18 protein-coding genes are annotated in these 25624 nt (G+C 55.0%); 15 read left to right on the top strand and 3 right to left on the bottom strand.

Annotation, left to right across the window (positions count from 1 at the left end; all coding sequences use genetic code 11):
- Nucleotides 1-10: 10 nt before the first annotated feature.
- Genes iolE through COHPA_RS0112860 form a run of 7 tightly spaced genes read left to right on the top strand, consistent with a single transcriptional unit; the run spans nt 11 to nt 8258 of the window.
- Nucleotides 11-883, top strand: coding sequence for a myo-inosose-2 dehydratase (gene iolE / locus COHPA_RS0112890; RefSeq protein WP_027086574.1), 873 nt, complete (start codon nt 11-13; stop codon nt 881-883).
- 42 nt (nt 884-925) lie between these two features.
- Nucleotides 926-1936: an inositol 2-dehydrogenase gene (gene iolG / locus COHPA_RS0112885; protein ID WP_035119487.1), complete on the top strand. Its 1011-nt coding sequence runs from the start codon at nt 926-928 to the stop codon at nt 1934-1936.
- Nucleotides 1937-1941: 5 nt separating this feature from the next.
- Nucleotides 1942-2757 carry a 5-deoxy-glucuronate isomerase gene (iolB, locus tag COHPA_RS0112880; RefSeq protein ID WP_027086572.1) on the top strand — a complete coding sequence of 272 codons (816 nt, stop codon included), beginning with the start codon at nt 1942-1944 and terminating at the stop codon, nt 2755-2757.
- Nucleotides 2758-2796: 39 nt separating this feature from the next.
- On the top strand, nt 2797-3792 hold the full coding sequence (iolC, locus tag COHPA_RS0112875; RefSeq protein WP_027086571.1) for a 5-dehydro-2-deoxygluconokinase: 996 nt from the start codon (nt 2797-2799) through the stop codon (nt 3790-3792).
- A gap of 25 nt (nt 3793-3817) precedes the next feature.
- A complete protein-coding gene (locus tag COHPA_RS0112870) occupies nt 3818-5278 on the top strand; it encodes a CoA-acylating methylmalonate-semialdehyde dehydrogenase (protein WP_027086570.1) in 1461 nt (486 codons plus the stop codon).
- Nucleotides 5279-5293: 15 nt separating this feature from the next.
- Nucleotides 5294-7174, top strand: coding sequence for a 3D-(3,5/4)-trihydroxycyclohexane-1,2-dione acylhydrolase (decyclizing) (gene iolD / locus COHPA_RS0112865; protein WP_027086569.1), 1881 nt, complete (start codon nt 5294-5296; stop codon nt 7172-7174).
- A gap of 52 nt (nt 7175-7226) precedes the next feature.
- Nucleotides 7227-8258 carry a carbohydrate-binding family 9-like protein gene (locus tag COHPA_RS0112860; RefSeq protein ID WP_027086568.1) on the top strand — a complete coding sequence of 344 codons (1032 nt, stop codon included), beginning with the start codon at nt 7227-7229 and terminating at the stop codon, nt 8256-8258.
- Between the two features lie 6 nt (nt 8259-8264).
- Here COHPA_RS0112860 and COHPA_RS0112855 read toward each other — a convergent pair whose 3' ends face one another.
- Complete coding sequence (locus COHPA_RS0112855) at nt 8265-9107, bottom strand: AraC family transcriptional regulator (protein ID WP_027086567.1); 843 nt, start codon at nt 9105-9107, stop codon at nt 8265-8267.
- A 119-nt stretch (nt 9108-9226) separates the two neighbouring features.
- Here COHPA_RS0112855 and COHPA_RS0112850 point away from each other — a divergent pair, with 119 nt between their 5' ends.
- The 4 genes from COHPA_RS0112850 to COHPA_RS0112835 all read left to right on the top strand — a co-directional run bounded on the left by COHPA_RS0112850 (nt 9227) and on the right by COHPA_RS0112835 (nt 14421).
- Nucleotides 9227-11248 carry a DUF5107 domain-containing protein gene (locus tag COHPA_RS0112850; RefSeq protein WP_027086566.1) on the top strand — a complete coding sequence of 674 codons (2022 nt, stop codon included), beginning with the start codon at nt 9227-9229 and terminating at the stop codon, nt 11246-11248.
- A gap of 30 nt (nt 11249-11278) precedes the next feature.
- Nucleotides 11279-12301: an asparaginase gene (locus tag COHPA_RS0112845; RefSeq protein ID WP_245590301.1), complete on the top strand. Its 1023-nt coding sequence runs from the start codon at nt 11279-11281 to the stop codon at nt 12299-12301.
- A 90-nt stretch (nt 12302-12391) separates the two neighbouring features.
- Entirely contained in the window at nt 12392-13429 is a 1038-nt protein-coding gene (locus COHPA_RS0112840) for an alcohol dehydrogenase catalytic domain-containing protein (RefSeq protein ID WP_027086564.1), read from the top strand.
- The gene (locus COHPA_RS0112835) at nt 13426-14421 is read left to right on the top strand and encodes a Gfo/Idh/MocA family protein (protein ID WP_035119484.1); all 996 of its coding nucleotides are present in this window, start codon (nt 13426-13428) and stop codon (nt 14419-14421) included. The genes COHPA_RS0112840 and COHPA_RS0112835 overlap by 4 nt, the downstream gene beginning before the upstream one ends.
- Nucleotides 14422-14843: 422 nt before the next feature.
- On the opposite strand, the gene COHPA_RS0112825 is transcribed toward COHPA_RS0112835, so the two are convergent.
- Nucleotides 14844-17519, bottom strand: a complete 2676-nt coding sequence (locus COHPA_RS0112825) for a glycoside hydrolase family 2 protein (RefSeq protein WP_245590299.1) — start codon at nt 17517-17519, stop codon at nt 14844-14846.
- Between the two features lie 243 nt (nt 17520-17762).
- On the opposite strand from COHPA_RS0112825, the gene COHPA_RS0112820 reads away from it, so the two are divergent.
- The gene (locus COHPA_RS0112820; protein ID WP_027086561.1) at nt 17763-18707 is read left to right on the top strand and encodes an ArsR/SmtB family transcription factor; all 945 of its coding nucleotides are present in this window, start codon (nt 17763-17765) and stop codon (nt 18705-18707) included.
- Nucleotides 18708-19203: 496 nt separating this feature from the next.
- Here the strand turns inward: COHPA_RS0112820 and COHPA_RS0112815 are convergent, their stop codons facing one another.
- A complete protein-coding gene (locus COHPA_RS0112815; RefSeq protein ID WP_027086560.1) occupies nt 19204-19758 on the bottom strand; it encodes a LemA family protein in 555 nt (184 codons plus the stop codon).
- A gap of 144 nt (nt 19759-19902) precedes the next feature.
- Between COHPA_RS0112815 and COHPA_RS0112810 the strand changes: the two genes are divergently transcribed.
- The 3 genes from COHPA_RS0112810 to COHPA_RS0112800 all read left to right on the top strand — a co-directional run bounded on the left by COHPA_RS0112810 (nt 19903) and on the right by COHPA_RS0112800 (nt 25615).
- Nucleotides 19903-20922, top strand: coding sequence for a DUF3137 domain-containing protein (locus tag COHPA_RS0112810; RefSeq protein WP_027086559.1), 1020 nt, complete (start codon nt 19903-19905; stop codon nt 20920-20922).
- A gap of 78 nt (nt 20923-21000) precedes the next feature.
- Nucleotides 21001-22809 carry a hypothetical protein gene (locus COHPA_RS0112805; protein WP_027086558.1) on the top strand — a complete coding sequence of 603 codons (1809 nt, stop codon included), beginning with the start codon at nt 21001-21003 and terminating at the stop codon, nt 22807-22809.
- 31 nt (nt 22810-22840) lie between these two features.
- A complete protein-coding gene (locus COHPA_RS0112800) occupies nt 22841-25615 on the top strand; it encodes a hypothetical protein (protein ID WP_027086557.1) in 2775 nt (924 codons plus the stop codon).
- Nucleotides 25616-25624: the final 9 nt, after the last annotated feature.

Raw genomic sequence — 25624 nt, 5'->3', positions numbered from 1 at the left:
GAGAGCTTTCATGAAATATACATTCGGCATTTCCGCGATTAACTGGGTTAACGAAGACGTGTTGGAGGTAGGCGACTGGTATACGTGCGACGACGTGCTGTCGGATATGTCTCGGCTAGGCTTCAAGGGCACCGAGTATTGCCGCAAGTTCCCGCGGGATACCGGACAGCTCGCCAGTAAGCTGAAGGAATACGGGATGGTATTGACGTCGCAGTGGAAGTCGGTGCTGTTCAGCGATCCGCAACGGAGAGAGGCAGAGCTGCAAGCATTCCGCGAGCATGCCGATTTCCTAAAGGAGATGGGCTGCGGTCAGGTGGTCGTATGCGAAGTCGCCTATGCGTTCAACGATCCGGTTGTCGAGCGGCGACGCACCCGCACCGCGTTGACGGACGAGGAGTGGCAGCATATGGTCGACGGCTTGCATGCCGCCGGGACCTATTGCCGCGACAACGGGATGAAGCTAGTGTATCACTACCATGCGGAAACGGTCGTCGAAAGTCCGGAGCAAATACGTCGACTCATGGACTCGACCGACCCGCGGCTCGTCCATATGCTGTACGATACGGGCCATACGTATTACGGGGGCAGTGATCCGCTGGAATTGCTGCGGACGTATTACGACCGGATCGCCTACATCCATCTGAAGGACGTACGGCAGAATGTACGCGAATGGAAAAGGGATAGCGGCACGGGATTCACGGACGCAGTCGTGAAAGGCTTGTTCACCGTACCGGGTGACGGCTGCATCGATTTCGGGCCGATCATGCGGGAGCTGGACGAACGGGGATACGATGGCTGGATCATTCTGGAGGCGGAGCAGAACCCGGCAGTTGCCGATCCGGTGGAATACGCGCAGAAAGCCAAACAATATCTGTCTATATAAGGATGGCATCTTACATTCGCTCTATTCCCGAAAGGAGCCGCAATGGAAATGTTGAGAATAGGCGTCATCGGCGCCGGCCGCATCGGCAAATTACACGTGGAAAATATGATTCGTATGACGGGGCTGGAAGTGGCCGCCGTATCCGATCTGATGTTGAACGATTCGTTGAAAGAGTGGGCTGCAGAGATGGGCATCCCCAGCGTTACGGCGGATTACCGGGAAATCGTGCAGGATAGCGGGATCGACGCCGTATTCGTCTGTTCGTCTACGAATACGCACGTACAGGTGATTATAGAGGCAGCTCAAGCGGGCAAGCACATTTTCTGCGAAAAACCGCTCAGCTTCGACCCGGAACAGACACGGCAAGCGTTGGAAGCCGTCGAGGCGGCAGGCGTGCAGCTGCAGGTCGGGTTCAATCGCCGATTCGACCATAACTTCCGGCGAGTGAAGGAGATGGTAGAAGAGGGACAAGTCGGCAGTCCGCATCTGATCAAGATTACATCGCGCGACCCTTATCCGCCGTCGCCCGAATATATACAAGTGTCCGGCGGCCTGTTCATGGACATGGCGATCCACGACTTTGACATGGCGCGGTATCTAGCGGGCAGCGAAGTCGTCGAGGTATATGCGAAAGGAGCGGTACTCGTCGACCCGGTGTTCCGGGAGTTGGGCGATATCGATACGGCGGTCGTCACGCTGACGTTCGCGAACGGGTCGCTCGGCATCATCGACAATAGCCGCAAAGCCGTATACGGCTACGACCAGCGAGTTGAAGTGTTCGGTTCGGGCGGCTGCGCGACGGTCAGGAACGACTACCCGAACAGCGCCGAGCTCGTGACCGAAGCCGGGGTGCGGAGCGACAAGCCGCTGCTGTTCTTCCTGGAACGCTATCAACAAGCTTATATCGAAGAAGTGAAGCAATTCGCGGATTGCGTTCGCGGCGGCAAGCCCGTGTCCGTCGATGGGAAGGACGGGTTAAAGGCGGAGCTGATCGCGCATGCCGCCAAGAGGTCGCTGCTGGAAGGCAAACCCGTTCGCTTGGAAGAGGTGTAACCGCAATGAGCGAATTTGTTGTTCCGGCGCGCAAGAAGCCTGCGGAGGACGGGAACGTGTTAACCATCACGCCCGAGAGCGCCGGATGGAGCTATGTCGGATTCCAGGTGTACGTGCTTGAGCCGGGTCAGACCTATCGATGCGAGACGGGCAGCCGGGAGTTATGCCTCGTTCTGCTCGCCGGTACGGCGAACGTAAAGACGGCCAACAAGCATTGGGCGGCAATCGGAGGAAGACAGTCCGTATTCGAGCGGATTCCGCCCTACTCCGTCTATATCCCGTCGGGCGATGAAGTCGAGGTCGAGGCGATTACGCACACGGAGCTGGCGGTATGCTCGGCTCCGGGCGAAGGCACCTTCGAAGCGCGGCTAATAGGGCCCGATCAGGTTGGCGTTGAGCTGCGCGGCTATGGGCATATGGAGCGCATTATCCACAATATTCTGCCGGAGACGGAGCAGGCGGACAGCTTGCTGGTCGTCGAAGTCTTTACGCCGGCAGGGCACTGGTCCAGCTATCCTCCGCACAAGCACGATCGGGATGCGCTCCCGGACGAGTCTCTGCTGGAGGAGACGTATTACTACAAGGTAAACCCGGGGTACGGATTTGCCGTTCAGCGGATCTATACCGACGACGGATCGCTTGACGTGGCGGTCGCGCCGCGAGACGGCGAAGCGGTTCTGGTGCCGCGCGGCTATCATCCCGTCTCGGCGCCTCCGGGCTACGACGTCTATTACTTGAACGTCATGGCCGGTCCCGTTCGGACGTGGAAGTTCCACAACGATCCGCAGCACGCTTGGTTATTCAAGGCCCGGGACTCGTAGAGAAGCGGTTGGGAGATAAGGAGAAGGGAGCCGGAGTTCATGAACGGCATACATTTTGCTGCAGATAGACAGCTTGACTTGATCGGTCTGGGAAGAGCGTGCATCGATCTGAATGCGAACGAAATTCACCGGCCGATGGAGGAGACGAGGACGTTTACGAAGTATGTCGGCGGCTCGCCGGCCAATATCACGATCGCGCTGTCCAGACTCGGAATGAAGACCGGCTTTATCGGCCGGGTAGCGAACGATCAGCATGGCCGGTTTATCGTCAATTACATGCGCAGGAACGGCATCGATACCTCAATGATGGTTACCGACACTTCAGGCAGCGTGACGGGTCTTGCCTTCACGGAAATCAAATCGCCGACGGATTGCAGCATTCTGATGTACCGCGACAACGTTGCGGATCTGTTGCTGGAGACGGACGACGTGCAGGAAGAGGATATCCGGAGCGCTAAGGCGCTGCTCATCTCCGGCACGGCACTGGCTAAGAGCCCGTCGCGAGAGGCGGTATTCCGCGCGCTGGAGCTGGCGCGCAAGCATGGTACGGTCGTCATCTTCGATATTGACTATCGGGCGTATACCTGGAAGTCGCGCGAAGAAACATCCGTCTATTGCAAGCTTGTTGCGGAGAAGAGCGATGTGATCTTCGGCGGGCGGGAAGAATTCGACATTCTGGAAGGCAACGTGATCGACCATCCGCGCAAAGATGCGGAGACGGCCGACGCATGGTTGAAGCATCACGCGCAGCTCGTGCTCGTCAAGCGCGGCGGCGCCGGATCGACGGCCTATACGCGCGACGGCGGCGTGTACCCTGGCAGAACGTTTCCGGCCGAGGTGGTCAAGACGTTCGGTGCAGGCGATTCGTTCGCAGGCGCATTCCTGTATGGTCTTCTGCAAGGCTGGAGCGTGGACCGCTGTCAGACCTACGGCAGCGCGGCCGCATCGATCGTTGTTGCGAGCCACAGCTGTTCCGACGCCATGCCGACCGTGGAGCAGATCGAGCAAGTGTTGAGAACTCACGGGGCGACCTAGTACAACAATAACGGGGGAAGATCAAGTGGGAGAAGTTAAAGAAGCGAAACGACTGCAAAACTACATCGGCGGAAATTGGGTGGACGCATCATCCGGACGAACGGAGATCGTGCCGAACCCCGCAACGGGAGAGGCGCTGGCGATCGTGCCCATCTCCAACCGCGAGGATCTGGATGCTGCCGTACAGGCGGCGAAACAAGCGTCGGAGGACTGGAAGCGAACGGCCGTACCGCGCCGAGCGCGTATCTTGTTCGCCTATCAGCAGCTTCTCGTGCAAAATTGGAAGCAACTGGCCGAGCTCATTACAGCCGAGAACGGCAAGAGCTATGCAGAGGCGTACGGGGAAGTCCAGAGGGGAATCGAATGCGTCGAGTTCGCCGCCGGTGCGCCAACGCTCATGATGGGCAGTGTACTGCCTGACATCGCGACGGGACTGGAGTCCGCGATGTACCGCTACCCGGTCGGGGTCGTCGGGGGCATTACGCCGTTCAACTTCCCGATGATGGTGCCGTGCTGGATGTTCCCGCTTGCGATCGCTTGCGGCAACACCTTCGTGCTGAAGCCGTCGGAACGCACGCCTCTGCTGGCTAATCGCCTGGCCGAGCTGTTCGCGGAAGCGGGCCTGCCGAATGGCGTCTTGAACATCGTCCATGGCGCGCATGACGTCGTGAACGGACTGCTTGAGCATCCGCATGTCGCGGCCGTTTCCTTCGTCGGTTCGCAGCCTGTCGCGGAGTATGTATACAAGACGGCCGCCGCGAACGGCAAACGGGTGCAGGCGCTCGGAGGCGCGAAGAACCATACGATCGTCATGCCCGATGCCAATATGCAGCTCACGGCCAAGGAAATTATTAACGCCGCATTCGGGTCCGCAGGGGAGCGCTGCATGGCATGCTCCGTCGTCGTTACTGTCGGCAGCGCGGCTGACGAGCTTATTCCTCGTCTTGTGGAATCGGCCAAAGCCATCACGATCGGCAACGGAATGGACGACAAGGTGTTCCTCGGCCCGGTTATCCGCGAATCGCACAAAGCGCGTACGCTGCAATACATCGACAAGGGATGCGCCGAAGGCGCGGAGCTGCTGCTTGACGGCCGAGAATCCGCGGCGTGCGACGGTCCGGGCTACTTCGTCGGCCCGACGATTCTTGACCGAGTGCAGCCGGGATCAACGGTGTGGAGCGACGAAATATTCGCGCCCGTGCTTTCGATCGTCCGCGCCGATTCGCTTGAGGACGCGGTAGCCATAGCGAACCGCTCCGAGTTCGCCAACGGCGGGTGCATCTTTACCGACAGCGCGAAGGCGATACGGGAATTTCGCGAAACGATGGACGCCGGCATGCTAGGGGTGAACGTAGGCGTTCCCGCGCCGATGGCATTCTTCCCTTTCTCCGGCTACAAGAAATCGTTCTATGGCGACCTGCACGCGAACGGCAAGGACGGGGTAGAGTTCTATACGAGGAAAAAAATGGTCGTCGCTCGAAGCTAGAAGGAGGTTGTTCGATTGGAAACGGTCACTTTAACGATGTCCCAGGCTTTGGTCGCCTTTCTGAATAAGCAGTATATTTCGATTGACGGTCGGCGGCACAAGTTTTTTAAGGGCGTAATGGGCATTTTCGGACACGGCAACGTGACGGGAATCGGCCAAGCGCTGGAGCAGATGCATGAGGAGCATGCGAAGGACGGTTTTCTGTTCGTTCAGGGAAAAAACGAGCAGGGCATGGCTAATGCCGCCATCGCCTTCGCCAAGCAGCAGAACCGGCTGCAGACGTTCGCCTGCACCTCGTCGATCGGGCCCGGGGCGCTGAATATGGTGACGGCGGCGGGGACGGCGACGGTCAACCGCATTCCGGTGCTGTTCCTGCCGGGAGATACATTCGCGTCAAGACAGCCCGATCCCGTTCTGCAGCAGATCGAGTATCCGCTGGACTACACCATTACGGCCAATGACGCGTTCAAGCCGGTCAGTAAATATTGGGATCGTATCGTGCGTCCGGAGCAGCTAATGTCCGCGGCGATCCAGGCGATGCGGGTGTTGACCGATCCGGCGGATACGGGCGCGGTGACGCTCTGCTTGCCGCAGGATGTGCAGTGTGAAGCGTATGATTACCCGCTGGACTTCTTCGCCGAACGCGTGTATGTGATCGACCGGCGGCCTGCCGCCGCGTCCGCGATCGAGCGTGCGGCCTCTGTGCTTCGCGGGAAGCGGAAGCCGGTTCTCATCTGCGGCGGCGGCGTCCATTATTCGCAGGCCGTCGATGAGCTTCGGAAGTTCGCGGAGACGTTCGGCATTCCGGTCGTGGAGACGCAGGCCGGCAAGAGCGCAATGGCATGGGACCATCCGCTGGCCATGGGCGGCGGCGGCGTCACCGGCACGCTTGCGGCGAACCGGCTGCTCCGCGAAGCGGATGCGGTTATTGCCGTCGGCACGCGGTTGGCGGATTTCACGACGGAATCGAAGACGGCGTTTCGCAATCCGGATGTTGAGTTCGTCGCGATCAACATTTGCCAGGCGGACGCGATCAAGCTGAACGCGGCAGCCATAACGGCAGACGCCCGGGAAGGGTTGACCGCGCTCGGCGAAGCGCTCCGTCGGGACGGCTACAGCGCAGGCTACGAGGCGGGTGAGCTGCTGCGACTGAAGTGGGAGTGGGACGCCGAGGTCGATCGGCTGTATACGATCGAACGCAGCGATGGACTTGCGCAGACGCGGGCGCTTGGAGTCATTAATGGCTTCGTCGGAGATAGCGACGTCATCGTCTGCGCGGCAGGCAGCCTTCCTGGCGATCTGCATCGGCTATGGCGTGTCAGAGAACCCGATACGTATCATATGGAGTATGGCTTTTCCTGCATGGGCTATGAAGTGTCCGGCGCTCTCGGCGTCAAGCTGGCTCATCCGGAGCGCAACGTGTATTCGCTTGTTGGGGACGGCAGCTATCTGATGCTGCATTCCGAGCTGGTGACAAGCCTGCAGGAAAACCGCAAGATTACGGTGCTGTTATTCGATAATCATGGCTTTCAGTGCATTCATAATCTGCAGCGCGGCCACGGGAGCAGCGGTTACGGCAACGAGTTTCGCATGCGGGAGACGGAAGCCGGACGGCTGGACGGCAGCTTCATGCCGATTGATTTCGCCGCTCACGCCCGCAGCTTGGGGGCGAGGGCTTATACCGCCGCCTCCGCGGAACAACTGGAGGAAGCGCTGCGGCTTGCGCAGCGCGAGACGGTCAGCACGCTGATTCACATTCATGTGCTGCCCGGAACGAATACGGACGGCTACGATTCCTGGTGGCACGTAGGCGTAGCCGAAGTGTCGGAGAGCGAACGCGTGCGCCGATCGTACGAAGGGCTTCGGAGCAAGTTGGGGACGGCTCGGAAGTATTAGGCGAGCCAAGTATTCATATGATTAATTTACTCAGAGCGAAGGAAGTGGTCATATGCCAATGCCACCTGTAAAAATTCCGATTATCGATTTCAATCCCCCTCGCTATATTTGCCGTAAAACCCGTATGAAGCTGGGAGAACCCGACGGGCGGCTGGACAAGCCTTTCTGGGAGCAGGGCGAGTGGATCGAGGATTTCCAAGACATCGAAGGCGACTCGATGCCGCGTCCATTCAAGCGCACCCAGGCCAAGATGCTCTGGGACGAGGATTACCTGTACGTCGGCGCCAAGCTTTGGGACGATGAGATCTGGGCCACCGTCACCGAACGCGATGCGATCATATTCGTAGACAACGATTTCGAAGTGTTCATGGCGCCGCAAGATACGACGCACCGGTATTACGAGCTGGAGATGAACGCGCTGGGCACGGTATGGGATTTGCTGATGGAGAAGCCCAATCGCGACCGGGTGCACCGGATCATATCCTGGGACATCAAAGGATTGAAGAGCGCCGTTCATGTGGAAGGGGAAATCAATAATCCGGCGGCGGACAACCGTTACTGGTCGCTCGAGCTGGCTATTCCCTGGTATTCGCTGCGCGAATGCGAGGTGGATAACTGTCAACCGGCACACCTGACGCCGGATCTTGGCGAGATATGGCGGATGAATTTCTCGCGGGTTCATTGGCGCGTAGAAGTCAAGGACGGACGCTATGTGAAGTGTATCGATCCCGCGACGGGAAAGCCTTATCCCGAATACAACTGGGTATGGGCGCCGACCGGCCTCATCGATATCCATCTGCCGGAGCTGTGGTCGTTCGTATACTTCGGCGACGAAGAGCAAAGCTTCGAGCTTCCGGCGGACGAACAAGTGAAATGGGAGCTTCGCAAGCTCTTCTACCGGCAACGGAACTGGATTCATGCCCATGGCGCTTATACGACGTCGTTCGACGATTTGAAGGGAACGGATGTGTGGACGATCAAGCCCCAAATCCATGTAACGCCGAACCTGTTCGAGATTAGCGCGCCCGCTTCGCAGGGCACGCTGCACGTCCGCCAAGACGGGTATCTGTGGCGGGAAGCGTGAGCTGTCTCATTCCCGATCCTGCTTCGGGCTCTTACCCTCCACTTTCTTGTAGACTCGGCTGAAATACAACTGATCCTCGAAGCCGACGATAAGCGATATTTGCCGGATCGTCAGCTGCGTGTCGCGCAGCAGCTCCTTCGCTTTGCGAATGCGGAAATGGACCAAGTAATCCTTAGGCGTGAATCCTGTAAGCTGCTTGAACAAGTGGATGTACCGGCTGACGCTGAGACCGGCGAGTTCGGCAAGCTCGGGAACGGTGAGAGGCTTCTCATAGTTGGCGTGCAAGTAGCTGACGGAAAGATCGAATCTGTCGCTGCGTTCGATTTGCTCCTTCGTATACTTGGCTCGCGAGCAGCTCCGCGAAATCAAACAAAGGATTTGAGTCAAGATGGAGGCAATGTTCAACTCGAATCCGATCCGCTTCGAATGGATTTCATTGCGGGCCATCTTGGACAGGTAACCGTATTCATCCATCTGCTTGGTGCGATAGATGCCTCCTTTGGACAAGTTCAAGCTGCGCAAGACCTGTTCGGCGCCATATCCGGTGAAATGGATCCAGTAGCTTTCGCTCGGCTGTTCGTCGCTTAATCGGTAAAGCTGCTCTTCCCCGGGACGATAGAGAACGACGGTGCCGTCTCCGATTTCGTGATCGACGCCGCCGACTCTCGCGACCGCCTTTCCTTTATGGTGGTAGATAAGCAAATAGTCTTTTCTTCCGTGTTTGCGATAGCGTTCCGACTTCATGTTCTGATGTCCATAGTAGCCTAGGCAGTTCATTTGGAGAAACTCGGATTTACTCTCGGTTCCCGTATCCTCGATCTCGGGGATGTGAAAAGCGGAATAATACATGTCCATTCTCCTTTCAATCATTTAATCCATAATATTGCAATTATTATCCCTATTAAATTAGATAATCATATAATAGCATTATAATAAAGTGCATATCTAGTATCTAGGAGGGAAAGAGCATGGCCGTTTATCAATCCGAATTGCTTATTGAAGGGGCGGAGCTGAATGGGGAAAACCCGCTCCCGATCTTCAGGAACAAAATGAGAGATCAGGTCATCAAAGAGGATGGCTCTCTTACAGAGAAGCAGAAAGAAAAGCTAGGCTACGAAACGAACACGAGGGTTTTGCCCTATCGCATGCAAGACAGATACACAAGAGAAAAGAGCATGATGAAGCTTAAGACGATTATTCTGGAGAACAACATACTGGAAGCTGTTTTTCTACCCGACTACGGCGGCAGACTCTATTCGCTCAAGGATAAGCGGACGAATCGGGAGCTTCTGTTCCGCAATCCCGTCATGCAGCCGGCGAACTTCGCCATCCGGAACGCATGGTTCTCGGGAGGGATCGAGTGGAATATCGGGCAATTCGGCCATACGTTCTCGACTTGCTCTCCGCTTCATGCAGCGAAGCTTGTAGACGACGAAGGACATGAGTTTCTCCGGATTTACGATTATGAACGTTGCAAGAATGTGTTCTGGCAGATCGACTTTCACCTTCCGCCCGATTCTGAGCATCTGTGCGCCTATGTCCGAATCACGAACGATAATGCCAATTCCGTTCCTATGTACTGGTGGACGAATATCGCGGTTGAGGAGACCAAAGAGGTGCGCGTATTCTCCTCGACCGAAAAAGTAATCTATATGGATAATCGTGTAGGAGTAATTGGCAATGGACAGCTTCCTCATTTGCCTGTCTCGCCGGATATTGATGCCTCTTATACGATGCGTTTCCCGTACTCTTGCGACTACTTCTTCCAGAACCCGGAAGAGGTCAAAGCGCCTTGGGAAGCGGTTGTCTATGGGGATGGCCGATTAGTGTACGATCGTTCGACAGCGAAGCTACGCTATCACAAGGTGTTCTGTTGGGGCAACCATGTCGGCGGCAGACGTTGGTGCGATTTTCTGGCCAAGCCGGGCGAAGGCGACTACCTCGAAATTCAAGCTGGACTGGCGCCGACGCAGATGCATGGACTGGACCAGCCTGCCGAGACAGCGTGGGACTTTACGCAATTGTTCGGCGTAGCCAATGTAGACGCGAATAAAGCCCATGAGGAGAATTGGCTCGCGGCGCGGGAGTATATAGATAACGAGGTGGATCGTCTTCTTCCGGAGGATCAGGTCTACAGCATCCACGAGAAGCTGAAGAACTACGCTGACCGGGAACCGGGACAGGTATTGCATACAGGCTTGGGCTGGGGCGCGTTGGAGCGGCGCCGCCGGGAGAAGAACGAAGGCCGATCGACGCCGGCAGGGCTCCGTTTCGAAGATGAGAGCTTGTCTGCCGAGCAGAGCATCTGGCTGGAGCTTCTGGAGAAGGGCCGACTGCCGGACAGCCGCATTGAAGAGATCCCGGCTTCCTGGATGGTGCAGGACGAGTGGCGCGACTTGCTCCAGGAAAGTCTGTCGGAACAGGGGAATGAGTCGTGGGCGGCGTATATGCATCTTGGCGTAATGCTGTTCGAACAAGGAGCCGAAGAGGAAGCGGTCGAAGCGTGGAGGCGCTCCCTGCAAATTCGTCCGTCCGCCTGGGTATACCGCAATCTGGCTGAGGCGTTGTTGCGCAAGGAAGACAAGGAGGGAGCCCTCTCCTTTATGAAATGGGCGCATGACGTTTCGAACGGCTTCCCGGACGTGGCATTCGCGGATGAATACGTGAAGCTGCTTATCGAATGCGGCAAGCGGTCCGAAGCCTGGGATGTCTACCGGGCGATGCCGGTATCGGTTCAAGAGAATCAGCGAGTGCAAATTATCGTCGCTCCTCTGGCGCTGGAAAATGGCGATTTTGAATTCCTCGAGCGGTTGTTTGCCGCGGATGTGGCTACTCTCCGCGAAGGCGAGAAGTCAATCGTGGAACTCTGGTATAAGTATCAGGCTCGCAAAATGGCATTGAAGGACAACGTGGAGATGACGGATGAGCTTATCGCCCAAGCGGCTGCTCTGTATCCGCCGCCGGCCCATATCGATTTCAGAATGAATTAATGGGCAGAGCCATTCGAAGGGGTTGAGAGGATGGACAAGGGGATGTCCGATCTGACGCTGGTTAAAGAGTATCGGGGCGGATGGGTGGAGAATGTACATGCGGGTCACATCTGCGGGGTATCGGATAACGGCGAGCTCCGGTATGTATTCGGCAATCCGCTGCATCGAACGTATCTGCGCTCATCGGCGAAGCCGATACAGGCGATCCCGGCCATCATGCACGGTGTGGATGAACATTATGCGCTGACGGACGAGGAGATTGCGATTCTGGCAGGATCGCATAATGGGGAGCCATTCCACGTCAGGGTGCTGGAATCGATGATGGCGAAGATTGGCGTGCGCGAAGAGCAACTTGTGTGCCACCCGACGTATCCGAACCACGGCGCTTCCCGCGATGCTCTCATCGTCAGCGGTCAAGAGAAGAGGAGCATCTATCACAACTGCTCCGGCAAGCATCTGGGCGTCTTGTCGCTGTGCCTCAAACAAGGTCTGAGCACGGAAGATTACTGGCGAATCGATCACCCGGCGCAGCAGGCAATATTGCGAACGATGTCCATTCTGGCGGAGATCCCTATGCAGGAAATCGCGATCGGTACAGACGGTTGCGGACTCCCGGTTATGGCGATCTCGCTGCAGCATCTCGCTACAGCTTACTTGAAGCTGGCTTGTCCGGATCTCATCTCCGATGAGCAAGTACGCGCCGCTGTTGTTAAGCTCACGGGCGCCATGAATCGGAACGGCTTGATGATCTCAGGTACCGGCACGGTCTGCTCGACATTACTGCAAGACGATAATATTGTAGCTAAAGGCGGGGCCAAAGGCGTATACTGCTTCGGACTTCGCGAGGAACGGCTTGCTTTCGCGCTTAAGGTGATGGACGGATCTTCCGAAGAGTGGCCTCTCATCCTGGCTTCGATTCTAGAACAGATCGACTATCGTCGCACGGAGACGATAGTGAAACTGAGAGGGCTGTATCCGGCTGATATATTCAACGACAACAAGCTGATCGTAGGCCGTAACGAGACGGTGTTCCGTTTGAAGACAGTTGGATAATTCATGAGCGCGTCAGGGCCATTAATATAGTATCGAGGAACAGGAACTAATCATTGTTTTTGTCACAATAGACACGGGAGATGGTAAACGATGCAAGCCATGACGATACCTGAGAAAATGAACTCGCCTCTCTTCGCGGACAACAAAAAAATCGTTTATGTCGAGAAAGAAGTACCCGTGCCGGGACCCGGTCAATTGCTGTTAAGATCAAAGGCGAATGCGCTATGCGGTTCGGAAAAAGGCTTCTACTTGAACGGTTCGGGACAGCTCACGCCCGGTCACGAGGCAGCGGGAATCGTTGCTGCGGCCGGCCCGGATACGACGATTAAGCCAGGGACGCCAGGCGTTGTGTTCCTTATGGATTTCTGCGGCGATTGCCGCAGTTGCAAGCTCGGTTTCACGAATCAGTGTCTGGACAAACGGGCTGACATGGGGTTTTCCCATGACGGAGGCTACGGGGAATACATGCTCATCCATGAAAATATCTTTTTCCCTGTCGATGAAGATCTGCCTTTGACGGATGCGACTTTGCTGCTCGATATTATGGGTACGGGAGGCCATGCGATCCGCAGAGCCAATCTCGTTCGCAAAGACATCGAATCCGTCCTGATCGCCGGAGCGGGACCGATCGGGCTTGGAGTTCTGGCAATGGTTAAGATCATGCTTGGACAACATATTCCCGTCTATATTACCGACGTGATGCCTTACCGGCTCGAGTTGGCCAAGAAGCTGGGAGGGATACCTGTCCAGGTGAATACGGATAACTTGGGCGATATACTTCGTGCGGACGGGCTTGCCGGCGTTGACGCCGCCTTCGATACAAGCGGACAGACTGCCGCGCGGCATTCCTGCATCGAACATCTGGGCCAACGGGGAGTCCTCGTATGCGTCGGACATGGCGGAGATGTCGCTCTACAAGTATCGCCTGGCCTGATCGCCCCTGAACGCGCTGTACTCGGCAGCGAGTATTTTGCATTTGATGAGCTTCATGCGAACGCTGAATATCTTAAAGGCCACCGGGAGTATTTATCTCAAATTATTACGCATCGGTATCCGGTTTCCCGGTTGCAGGAAGCCTGCGACCTGTTCTTCAGCGGGCAATGCGGTAAAGTCGTGGTGGAACAATGATTGGCGGCTCGGCAACAAAAACGAAGGTAGCGCTGATTGGAGCAGGCGGGTGGGGAGAACAGCACGCGCGGGTAATGTCCAACCACGAGCAGGTCGAGTTATGTGCGATTGTGGGACGAAATTTGGAACGAACGCAGAAACGGGCTGCGCAATATGGGGCTGCCTGCTACACAGATATAGGAACCATGCTTGACCGAGAGCAACCGGACCTCGTCAGTTTATGTTTGCCGAACGAAGATCATTATGAGGCTACGCTAAAGGTCATCGAAGCCGGATATCCGCTGCTGGTCGAGAAGCCCCTCGTTTTCGATTTGAAGCAGGCGGATACGCTGATTAACGAAGCGGCCAAACGCCATTTGTTTTTTGCCATTAATCTTAATCACCGGTACGCCAAACCGATGCAAATGGCCAAACAAGCAATCGAGAACGGCCGGTTGGGAGATCTCGTATTCGGTACATGGCGGTTCGGCGGGGAAGGCGGAGGGGTGGAGTGCCATAAGCACGCCAATCTGATCGAGACGCAATGCCATGGCTTTGATTCTTTGGAGTATCTGATGGGACGCATCGATTCGGTTACGGCTCAAATGACCGACATGACGGGCAAAGGGTATACCACGTTATCCATCGGTCTTCACTTCGGGAATGGAGCGGTTGGCAATCTGTTCGGCACTTACGATTCTTCCTACGCATACGCGGATACGCAAAGGCTGGAAGTTAACGGAGTTAAAGGCCGGTTGATCATCGAAGATACGGTAAGAAGGTTTCAATTTCAGGAAGCAGGCAATGAAACGGCGGAAGTATGGCAGGCAGGCTATTTCAATGACAGAGATCGCGAATTCCATCGAACGTTCGATGTGCATTTGGATCGGATCATCGGCGCATTCCGCAGCGGACAACAACCGCCCGTTCATGCCGAAGCCGGCCTGAGAGCTTTAACGCTTGCCCATGCCGCGATTCAATCGTATGAGACCGGCAAGAGAGTGAAAGTATAATCGATCTGCCCGGCAAGCCGGCTGTCTCTAAGGGTGTCCTTAAGGTCATTAACATGACTCGGGACACCCTTGTGTCGTTACATGCGCCGAGTACAGTTAGTTTCGAGCATCTGTAACCGCTCTGGTTCATCAACTGCACGAAGTACTGTTCGTTTGGTAAAAAGCGAGGAGTTCGGCGGTTTTGGTGATCTTGAGATGTAATTCGTGCAGTTATTGAGCGGATGAGTGGATTTTGGACTAACTAGCTGTATTCCGTGCAGGTGCGTTCCAGCCGTAGTCGCAGGGAGACAACCTCTTGTTCCGTTTACAATTCCGTATACGAAAGTACGACGCGTTTATCGAACTGTCCATCAAATATGCCGACTTCATCGTACCTGTAGGCGGGCGCGACGAAGTCGGCATTTAATTACTCTCGATTCGAATTAGCGGCAGCGAACCACGATATCGATCGGGTATCGCCCCGCATTCCGCCCGTAGAGAGCGAGTCCGCCGTCATCCGCTTGGAGCTGCAGCGTAAATCGGCGACTGCGGTCCAACTTGGCGGCCAATTGACTCGGGACGACGACCTTGCACATATAACCGTAAGAGCCCGCTTCATCGAGCTTGTTGTGGACAGGCTGGTAGTGCCAGGACAGGATTCCTCGGCTGTCCGCCGGATTATCCTGCAGCACGATGGAGCCGACCTGCTCGCCGTCGATCAGGACGTTAACGCGTGATTCGTGTTTCCGGTCCCCGGTCATGAGGTAGCTGTTCGGATTCCGCTCCGGATCCGCAAATTCGCCGTGCATGAAATTAACATTCTTCATGTCGGTTTCACCTGCGCGGTTACGGGACAAGAGACGTTTGGAGCTGGCTTCGAACAGAATCTCGATCAAGCCGATCAGGGGCTTGTCCTCCGCGTCCGGAAGGTTTACCTCGTAGACGAATGCTCCGCTCTCCCCGCCATTCGCCTTATGACCTTGGATGGCATTCCATTGATAGGCGAACGAATGCTCCGTGAAATCGGCGACCGGCACGCTGACGACGTGTCCGGCAGAGCCGTAATCGCCGCCGGAGCGGCCGCTCCGAACATCGAACGCGACGAAATTGCGCATGATGACCGCGCCTTCTCCATCGACCAGGCGGACCGCAAGCACGGCAATTGCGTCCTGTCCCGGCATCCGCACCGTAACCGGCTCCAGCTCCGCAACCCCATAGCCATCCCATTCTACTTGTCGGCTTCCGGAGTCTCCCGTCATCCCGGCATCGAGCCCGTCATACCTGATTTCCCATTCCAAGCGCAGCAGCCGTCCGTGATAACGGTCGGAATAGCTGGATCGAAGCAGCGCAACCGTGACGAACGAACCGGCATCCACGGTCTGGCACGGTGGCGCGTCGATCACGACGAAGTCCGGAGAATGAAGATCGGCGATGGTCATCCCCGGTACGAGCCCGTCATAACCGAAATCCTTGTCCGAGCCGTCGAGACGATAATAACCGTTCCATTCGTTGGTTACGTCGCGGAACTCGGTGAAGATGAAACCGCACATCTTGTCGTGGCGGCGGTACTCGTTCAGCATATACCGGTAATGCCAAGCGAGATCGCTGTCGCCCGCACCTCCCTCCATTCCCCAGACGTTGCCGCATTCGCTGTTCATGAGAGGAGCGTCGCTCTGCACGTTGCCTCCGATATAATTGAACGTCGAGCCCGCATACGTCTTCGATACGACATCCTCGATATGGCTCCGCACTTGCTCGTATCCGTTCATGTAGAAGTGCCAGGTGTTCAGATCGGATTCGACGTGGTCGTAGAGGCAAGGCGAGTTGTCTTCGATGATTCTCGTCGGATCGATCCGCTTGGCCCAACGGTAACGTTCCCGCACCCATTCCTGGGTGTCCGGCAGGAAGGTTTCCCGCGTGGCGTAATCTCCCGAGACCGCTACGATAGAGCTGTCCGTCTGCGTCTTCAGTCCCCAAGTTTCATTGAAAATGACCCAGGAGATAATGGAAGGATGGTTGTAATCGCGTTCGATCGTCTCCAGCTCTTCCTTCTCGTGGGCGGCACGTGCGGTCTCGTCCGGATTTCCCCAGTAGCACGGGATGTCCTGCATCACGAGAAGGCCGAGCTTGTCCGCCCAGTATAGCTTGCGGGGCTCCTCGGACTTAATGTGAATCCTAACGAAGTTCAAGCCAAGCCTCTTCATGAGATAGATTTCATTCCTCATCTCATCGTCCGACGGATAGGTGAAAAATCCGGTCGGGTTGAAGGACTGGTCCAGCGTACCGTTCAGATAGACAGGTTTGCCGTTCAGCGTGATCCACTTGTAATCCCGCTCTCCGAACCGGGCCGTTCCGACCTCGCGGATACCGAAGTACGTGCTGACCGCATCCTCTCCGAAATTCCCGGACAAGACCAGCTTTCCCTCGTACAAATAAGGATTCTCGGGGCTCCACAGCTGCGGATCGGACACCTCGAAGGAAGTCAGGATCTCGTTCTCTCCTGCCTCGAGCCGGATATCTCCGACAACGTGCCGGACGGAGCCGTTCCCGAAATCGAACGACAAAGCAGCCGCTCCAGACCGTGCCGCGAAGATCTTCGCCGCCGCCTCGACTCGCCCGCTGATCGATGTCACGAACTTGGCGTTGCCGATGTAGGCATCGGGACGGGCTTCCAGCCAGACAGGCTGCCAAATTCCCCGGATTTCCCCATACCCCTGCTTGCCGCGTGTCTGATAAGCGTGATCGTTGTCTTCCGCTCGGACAACGATCGCATTATCCGAATCGTTGCGCCATACGTCCGTCACCTCGAACTCGAACGTGCCGTAGCCTCCTTGGTGAGAGCCGACATGGCGGCCGTTGATCCAGACATCGCAGGTATAATCCACCGCGCCGAAACGCAAGAACAATCGGGAGCCTGCGGAGGAAGCGTTCCAGGACAGCGTTCTTCTGTACCATCCGACCCCTTTGCGATTGTCGCCGATACCCGACAGAGGACTTGCCCAGGAGAACGGCACGGCGATGGTCAAATCGTATGCGGATTGTTCGTCGTTCTGCCAAGCTTCCGCGAATCCCCGATTATCCGGATCGAACCGGAACGACCAAGCGCCGTTCAAATTCAACCATTCGCTTCTTTGCCAATCGGGTCGCGGGAATTCCGGACGGGGCATTGGGGATCGGACATCGACGTCAGTTGCGGCGGCAGGGATGGAAGGAGTCATAACGGAACACGACCTTTCTCATGATGTTTTTTTAATATCATAGCAGATAGTATATTAAAAACACAATATACATTTAGATTTTACAATAATTCGAAATCCCTGTACACTTAGCTATATCAAAACCAAGAAGAAAAGGGATCTTTCATGAGCGAAACGAAGCAGGAATTGATCCGATTTCCCGCGACCCGGATGATCGATGTGGCCAAAGCTCTCTCCGGCGATGTCCGCGTCCGGATTCTGGAGGCGCTGGGGGAGAAACCGATGAGCGTAAGCCAGTTGGCCGAGGCGCTCGGCGTCGCCCAGCCGACCGTGTCCATCAATATCCAGATTCTGGAGCAAGCCGAGCTGATCGATACCCGACAGGGCTCGAACCGCGAGAAAATCTGTTCCGTCGGTTACCGTTCCATCCTGCTTGAACTTCCGGCCAAGCCGGGTGAAGGTCTGCGGCGGACGGAAGATATCCATATGCCGATCGGCATGTATTCCCATTGTTCGATTCAGCCGACATGCGGCTTGGCCGCTCGTGACGGAACCGGCATCGGATCGCCGGACGATCCCCGGGCGTTCTATATGCCGGAACGAACCGATGCCGGATTGTTATGGTTTTCCGGCAGCGGGTACCTGGAGTATTATTTCGCGAATCCGATGCCGCCCGGCGTGGCGCTGGACGAGCTGATCTTCCGGGCGGAGCTGTGCTCGGAGGCCCCCGGTTTCCATCACGATTTTCCGTCCGACATTACGCTCTTCGTGAACGACGTCTCGGCCGGAACATGGACAAGTCCGGGCGATTTCGGGGACCGCAAAGGAAAATTCACTCCCGAACGGTGGAAAGGCAACACGGAATACGGCAGGCTAACGGAATGGAAAATTACGAAAGAAGGCAGCATGGTGAACGGAACGCCGGCGTCGAGCGCGACGATCGACCGGCTGGGACTCGCTTACCATCAACCCGTACGCGTCCGACTCGAGGTTAGCGAGGACGCGGTCAACCGCCGCGGCCTCAATCTTTTCGGCTCCGCGTTCGGAGATTATCCGCAGGATATCGTGCTGTCGTTCGTGAGGCATGTGGAGCAAGAGGACGGAGGATAACGGAGAAATTCGATTCTTTCGTGGAGGCGCAAAACTTACAGATCGGTTCGAGGCTCTGGCGGTGTATGTTTCATACCCCGAAGTCAACGCGCGGTCCTTGAAATTACTTACACAGCGGGTCAAAACGAAACCTCGCTCGTATCCCTCGTGGCGCACTGTATAAACAGACAAAGGGCCGGGAATGCCCACCATAGCGGTGTACAGCACCTCGGCCCCAATATATTGAAATCATAATATAGTCCATCCATTTGTCTGATCATATTGCAACGAACGGATTTATAGCTGGTGTCAATAAAAAAGAAAAATTTCTCAATTTTATAGAAGAGCAATTTACTCTTGGGTCGACTTTCGCCGCTTAAGACAGGCACAACATCGATGGTGATCTCCGGTGATCTTCTCGCTTCTAAGCTAACGTTAACTGTGTACGCTTCTCAAGATGATACATAACGTAATAAGAGCCGCGATTCGTTATATCCGAATCGCGGCTCTCGTTGCATTAGGATCTTTGAAGAAGTTCCTTCATATTGAAATCTACTTTCTTCGATACCTCGACCTCGTATAAGTCCTGTTCTTTGAAGCCGAGCACACCTGAGATCAGATTGGCGGGAATGGACCCGATCGCCGTATTGTACGCAACAACGTTGGCATTGTAGGTTCTCCGGCCGGCGGAAAGCTTCTCCTCCAAATCGGCGATGGTATGTTGAAGATGCAGATAGTTGTCGCTGGCCTGCAATTGCGGATAAGCTTCCCCGATCGCCACAATCGCGCTCAGCTTGCCAGCAAGCTCGTCCATCGCGCGCAGCTTGTCGTTCCCCCTCGCGTTCGAAGCCATCGTTCTCTGATCGGTAATCTCCTTCAACGTGGTCTCTTCGTACTTGGCATATTCCACTACCGTCTGCGCGACTTTAAGCAGCGCATCGTATCGCTGTTGCATGTAAATATCGATCGCAGCGTAGGTTTCTTTGATTCTGTTGCGCATGCCTAGCAGGCTGTTGTATTTGACGATGATGTACAAAGCAAGTAACACAACAATGATAATAGCCCAAGTCATGAATATCTCCTCCATGATCCTATTTGACTAAATATATGCTCATTGTAGGGCGAGTAATGGATAATAACAAGGAATATTTACATGTGCTGTCGAATATAGCCACCTAAAGACCTACTACTTCCACGAGGAAAGAGGGGCTCAGTCATGCTGCCCGCCTATGAGGAAATTGCCAATGACATTTCTGCGCTGCAAGCATGGGAGCAATTGCGCGATCATCGTAATCGCACCATCGTCAGGCGAGGCTGGCACATCGCGGTCGGACTTGCCATAGCGGCGATCGGAGTCGGCACGATGTGGTATTGGATCGTGTCATCCGACACTGTAGACAGCGGAGCCGACGAGGAGTTCGGCGGCTTCGCCCCCTTCCTGTTCGGCATTGTTGTTCTCATCTGCTCGCCCATTTACATCCGCCAGGCATTCCGCAAAGCGCAAAAGAGATACAGCCGGTTCTACAAGGAACTGATTGTGCCTCCCATGGTTGCCAATATGGTGAGCAAGGCCACCTATCCTCCCGATCTTAAAGGCAGCCGCTTCGAATGCCGTTTCAAAGCGGATGGTTATATCTCGAAAGATCAACTGCTGCAAATCCCAATATTCAAACGTTTGGGTCAAGCCAACCTGTACGAAGGTGAGGATTATTTCGAAGGAACGCTGGGCGTAACCGATTTCCAACTGTGCGAGATCCACGCTCAGAAGGAGGAGAAGGACGAGTCTGGCAACAAGATCAGAACGATGCTGTTTGAGGGTCTTGTGCTCGTCGCGGACTTTCACAAACATTTTGAAGGGACGACCGTTATTGAATCGCGCAAGGGCAAGATCAGCCGCTCTCTGCATCATGTCGGAGACCGTATGGGAACAATCAGCCATGATTTCGATAAGCAGTTTCGGGTTTGGACGACCGACGAGACGACAGCCCGTTATTTGCTGCCCGTCGATATGCTGGAGAGACTCGTAGAGCTTCGCAAGCGTTATTCCAAGAAGGGTATGAGCATCTGCCTGCACCAAGGGAAGCTTACGATTGCCATCCATTGGATCGACTACTTCGAAGTCAAAGGAACCAAGAAGCTGGAGAACAACGGCATTCTTCATACCTATAACGAAATTCGCTCTATCCTGGACATTGTGGATCACCTCAATCTCAATACGCGCATCTGGAGCAAGTAGGCTGGCTGCAGCTTAACAGACATGATAAATACATAGAAAAATCTACTAGTTACTAGGAACAATGGGGGCGTGGTATAGGTGAGAGGCGTATTATCTCGTTTAGTCAAGCAGGCGCTTACGCCACAAGGACTCCAGGTTCAAGCGATCCGGCCGTTTCATTCTTACGCGGCGGCCGTACTTAAGCCGGGCACTCCCGACAAGTATCTCGAGAATTTACACAAGACGGGGTTTATTGACGGGAATCCCAACGTATTGAAAATTGCGACCTTGCCCGAGTTTTCCTTGAATGGGGACGCCATCGGAGGGTTGACTCCAATCGCCCGAACCGAATATGAGCAGACAAGAGATATGTTGGTGAAGCAAGCGCAAGCCTTGCCGAAGGGCGCATTGTTCTGTATGGGAACCGTGGCCGTGAATACGGGTCAACTGACCGAAGCCGGTCAGAAGATAGGCGTGAACAGAGGCTGCGTCATTGCGACCGGCACCGGCGAATTCCTCGAGTGGGACAAGCAGTCGGTAAGCTCTGTGGATCATTGGCCCCGTGATTATGAGGTACAGACCGGCGCCAAAGAAGCGGCCATTATCGTTAAGCGATTGATGGAGACCGGAAGAGACGTCGTTATTTCGTTGCGTACTTGCCTCGACATTAAAGCGCCACCCAGCTTCGACATTCAACCCGATTTGATTATTTCCCCGGCGTTCGGCTCGCCGCTGCAGGCGGAGACTGTTCGAGCTTCTTATCGGGACGGCGTAGTGCTATTGTGCGATAACGGCAATGGAGATTTGAACGATTTGATTGAGAATCGGCAGGAAGTGATCATTGATTCCGACAAAGGAATCGATACCTACATCAAATCGGGCTTATGGGACGTTGTGCAGAAGGATATCGGCAAATATAGCTTTCTGAGACCAACCAACCCTTTGGGCAACATGCTGTCAACCTGGCTGAACAGTTTCGTTCCAAGCTTGAACAAGTATCGGGAAATCGCGGACGTCTATGCCAAGTCCATTTCATTCGGCGAGTATCATCCCGAATATGGCATAGCGGTTACGACGGACAGGCAGCTTAAAGACCTGACGAAGGAGCAATACGCGGCAAGGCGTCTGTTTGCGGATTTTACCGTATTCTACGACAGCGACATTCCGGATCGAACGGCCGAGCAACTGAAGGAGCTGTCCAGATCGATTCAATGGGACAGTCTGGAGAGCGAAGTTAATACGTTCATAAAGGACTATGTAGACAGCAAGCTTAACCAGCAAGACGCATTGTCCAGACGTACGCAGGATTGGATAGCCGAATTGAACGGCAATGTGTTTCAATGCGAAGTGCTCGACCGCATGAATTTGAAGGTGTTGGAGCTGCTCGTCAGCACCGGCGATGAACGGCTCAACGAGATCGCTGAAGCGTACAAGGACAAGCTGAATCAGCTTGTGCAGGAAACCATCAGCAACGATGTCTTTAAGCGGATTTCGGAGGGCACGGCTGAAGCCTCCTATCTCGGCGAGCTCCTTCATAGCCACGTGCTGGCTGCGCAAACGCATGCGTTATCCGAAAAAATCAGTGAAACGCAACAGGAACTGGTTGAAGATACGAGCCGCATCGAAGAGACGAATCGGGAATTGCAGAGAAGATACGAAGATGCTGAGCGAGTCCGGCAGGCGCTCGAACGGAGGAAGGACGACCGCGAGCTGCTTGACCGGAAGGAGCTGCTGGAGAAGGAAATTTCCGAATTGAAGCGGAAGGCCCAGGAGCTAGAGAAGAAGAGCGAGGACATCAGAAGAGAAGAACGCGACCGCCACAAAGACCTTGAGGACAAGCAGAAGGAACGTAAAGAAGCGGAAAAGAGGGCAAAGGAAAAAAGAGCCAGGATATTTGAAGTCAAATAGCGCGCGCGGCTGCCGGGAGCGAGGATTGCCAATGGTCGACGATAGACAATTGACTAAGAATGATGCGGATTACGTATTGCTGTCGCAAATCCATAAGGAAAATCAAGTATTAATCCGGGATGACTCGATGATTTACTTGAGCACCGAAGATAATCTGGCAATCGGCGAGGGTACCGAATTCGGCGACACCCATGACGAAGTGTACCTGTACGCCGAGCAGGTTACTTTAAGCCATACGTTCAAGCTGTCGCATGGCATTCTTTCGACCGGCCGGATGTCGACGCTTGGAGAAGCGGCGTTCGATCTGCAAGGCAAGCCCGGCATGACGCCGGTCGAAGGGGCCGACGGCACGGACGGAGAAGACGGCGGCGATCTCAGTCTATTCATTGAGACCGTAGCCGCCGATGCGCCCCATTACAAGGTGAATGCGAGCGGCGGCCAAGGAGGAGACGGCAAAGCCGGATTATCTTCGGACCCGAAGGGAGGGGACGGCGGCAATGGCGGCTGCGGCGGCAATGTCAAGCTGTTCTATGGACATCCTTATTTAAAGCTGGCGGCCGAACTAAGGAGCATTTACCAAAGAGCGGATCAAGACGACATCGTGAAGAAACTGATCGGAGCTCTGGACGAATATCCGGACGTCGCGCTGATTGAGCCTTTCAGACAAAAGCTAAAGGACGGCGCCTCGCCGGAAACGGCCAAAGATGTCATACGGGAGATGGCATCCCGCCTGGTCGTGCTTGCAGACGAGTGGAAAAGCAAGGCGCTGGCAAGCACGGACGTGTCAGGCGGGTTGTACGGCACCTATGGCGAGGGCGTCGTCAACGGGAGTAACGGGATAGATGGCGAGAGAGGAACGTTCCGCATTCTTCCTGTCGGAAGCGCGGCACAATTGGCGAATGTGCAAGAGGAATCCTTCTTCCCTTGGGTACATCCCGTTCAATGTCGAATGCTGTTCGAGAAAGCCCGCTTGCGTTATCTCTGTCTGGAGCCATCGGACCGGGAGGCGGTTGCAGATACGATGATCGCCTTCAAACGATTGCAACAAAAAACGTCGCCGTTCGAACAGGTAGATGCGGGCAGCGCGCTGGACAAGCTGTGGTCGAAATACGAGCAGCATGTAGCCGCAGCGGGGAGCGTCGCTATATTCAAAGATTTGTATGACAAGACCGTGCTGTATTTGAACAGACTGTCGCAGGGGCTTGACTATTACGGGTACAAGTACAATTATGTGCCGGTCGTTTCACTCGACTTTTGCCGGGAGCAGTTGAATGCGTTAATCGCCAATTTCAAAACGATTCAAGAAGAATATAGGTTGCAGTTGCAAGCTCTCCAAGACGTTACCCTAGCGAAGTCCGCACTGGCCGCCGCCAGACGTCAGGCGGAGTTCACGGTAAGAAGCCATAAGACGAAGATGAAGAAGCTTGTTGCCATGCTTGGGGATACCGCCCGGACGATCGATAATTATACGCCGTATATTGCCCGGAAGAAAGCGATTGTCGAGGAGAAAATCGAAGGCTTTAGGACGAAGCTGGAACAACACTTTGACTGGAGCTGGGACAATATCTTCTCCTCGCTCGGTTCGATCGCATTCGCTCCGACGTCCTCCGTGATGTGGATTACACACGGCGCCAAAATCGTCTACGACGGAAAAACGAAGATCACCGGCGCCGACGGCGATTCCATCAACGAAGCCTATCTCGTCAATCGGCTTAATACGATCACCAAAGATTTTCAGAGCTTGAAGGAAGGCTACAGCGCTATGCCCGGCGGTTCGTTGCAACCGGACGATCCCGGCGCGGCGAAGCTGATCGGCGACGCGGAAGCGATTGAGAGCTTAATGCGCCAAGTGTCGGACCAAATCGACAGCACCGAGTTAAGAGAGGCGCTGAACGACTATGTGCAGACGGTCATCGACAGAAACGGCCACATCATGACCTATAATGCAGCAGCTCTGCTCTTGCTTCAGACGATCAACGAGCAGCAGGAGCTGGAAAGCGCCATTAAACAGTACAATCGGGATATGATCGAGTCGATAACGAGCGTCTCGTCCGAATATACGGGATTCGTCGCCCGCATGTACTTCGATGCGATCGCCCAAATATTCGAAATGTTGTATTTGACGACCCGCGCCTACAACTTCTGGGCGCTCGAGCACACCCAATTAAGCGACGTGCTAGGAGGGAACGTCAAGGAAGTCACTTATGCCGGATTGCTGAACGCACAGAATAAAATGGTTGGACTTTATCAAGATGCCATCAAACAGTTCGGAACGAACTGCTCCCCCTTTCCGGCCGACGGGCACAAAGGCATCACCTTCAAGCTTACTCCGCTTCAATTGGCTTTCATGAGAACGAATTACGAGGCAATGGTCAACATACCGCTCGAAAAGCATGAGGCGGATGCGAAAAGCCCGTTCGCAGGCTTGGCCAATGTGCGGATTACCAAGGTGCGCTGTTATCTGAACGGCGCGAAAGCGAAGCCGGGCGCGCCTGACAGCGAAATATTGTTGAATATTACGCATTCCGGACAGGAGCAACTGATCTCGAGAAACAATGCCGTCTACCAATTTCACCACGATAAACGGGAAGTTCCTTTCCGGTACGATCTGAACGATGAAACCATCGTCATCGATGGAGGCTTCGGCGAGTCCCTTCCGGGAGAGAAAACGCCTTATGCGTTGTTCGGCCCCTATACGACATGGAAGATTGAAGTCGACAAATCCTTTAGAAGCCGCATTGACTTAAGCGAGTTAAAGGAAGTAACGCTTGAATTTCACGGTACCTGTTATTCATTCCATACCTAATCCCCGAAT

It is taken from the genome of Cohnella panacarvi Gsoil 349 (assembly GCF_000515335.1).
Lineage (GTDB): Bacteria > Bacillota > Bacilli > Paenibacillales > Paenibacillaceae > Cohnella > Cohnella panacarvi.
Note: the sequence above shows the minus strand (reverse complement) of the source record. Positions and strands in the feature narration are given on the sequence as shown.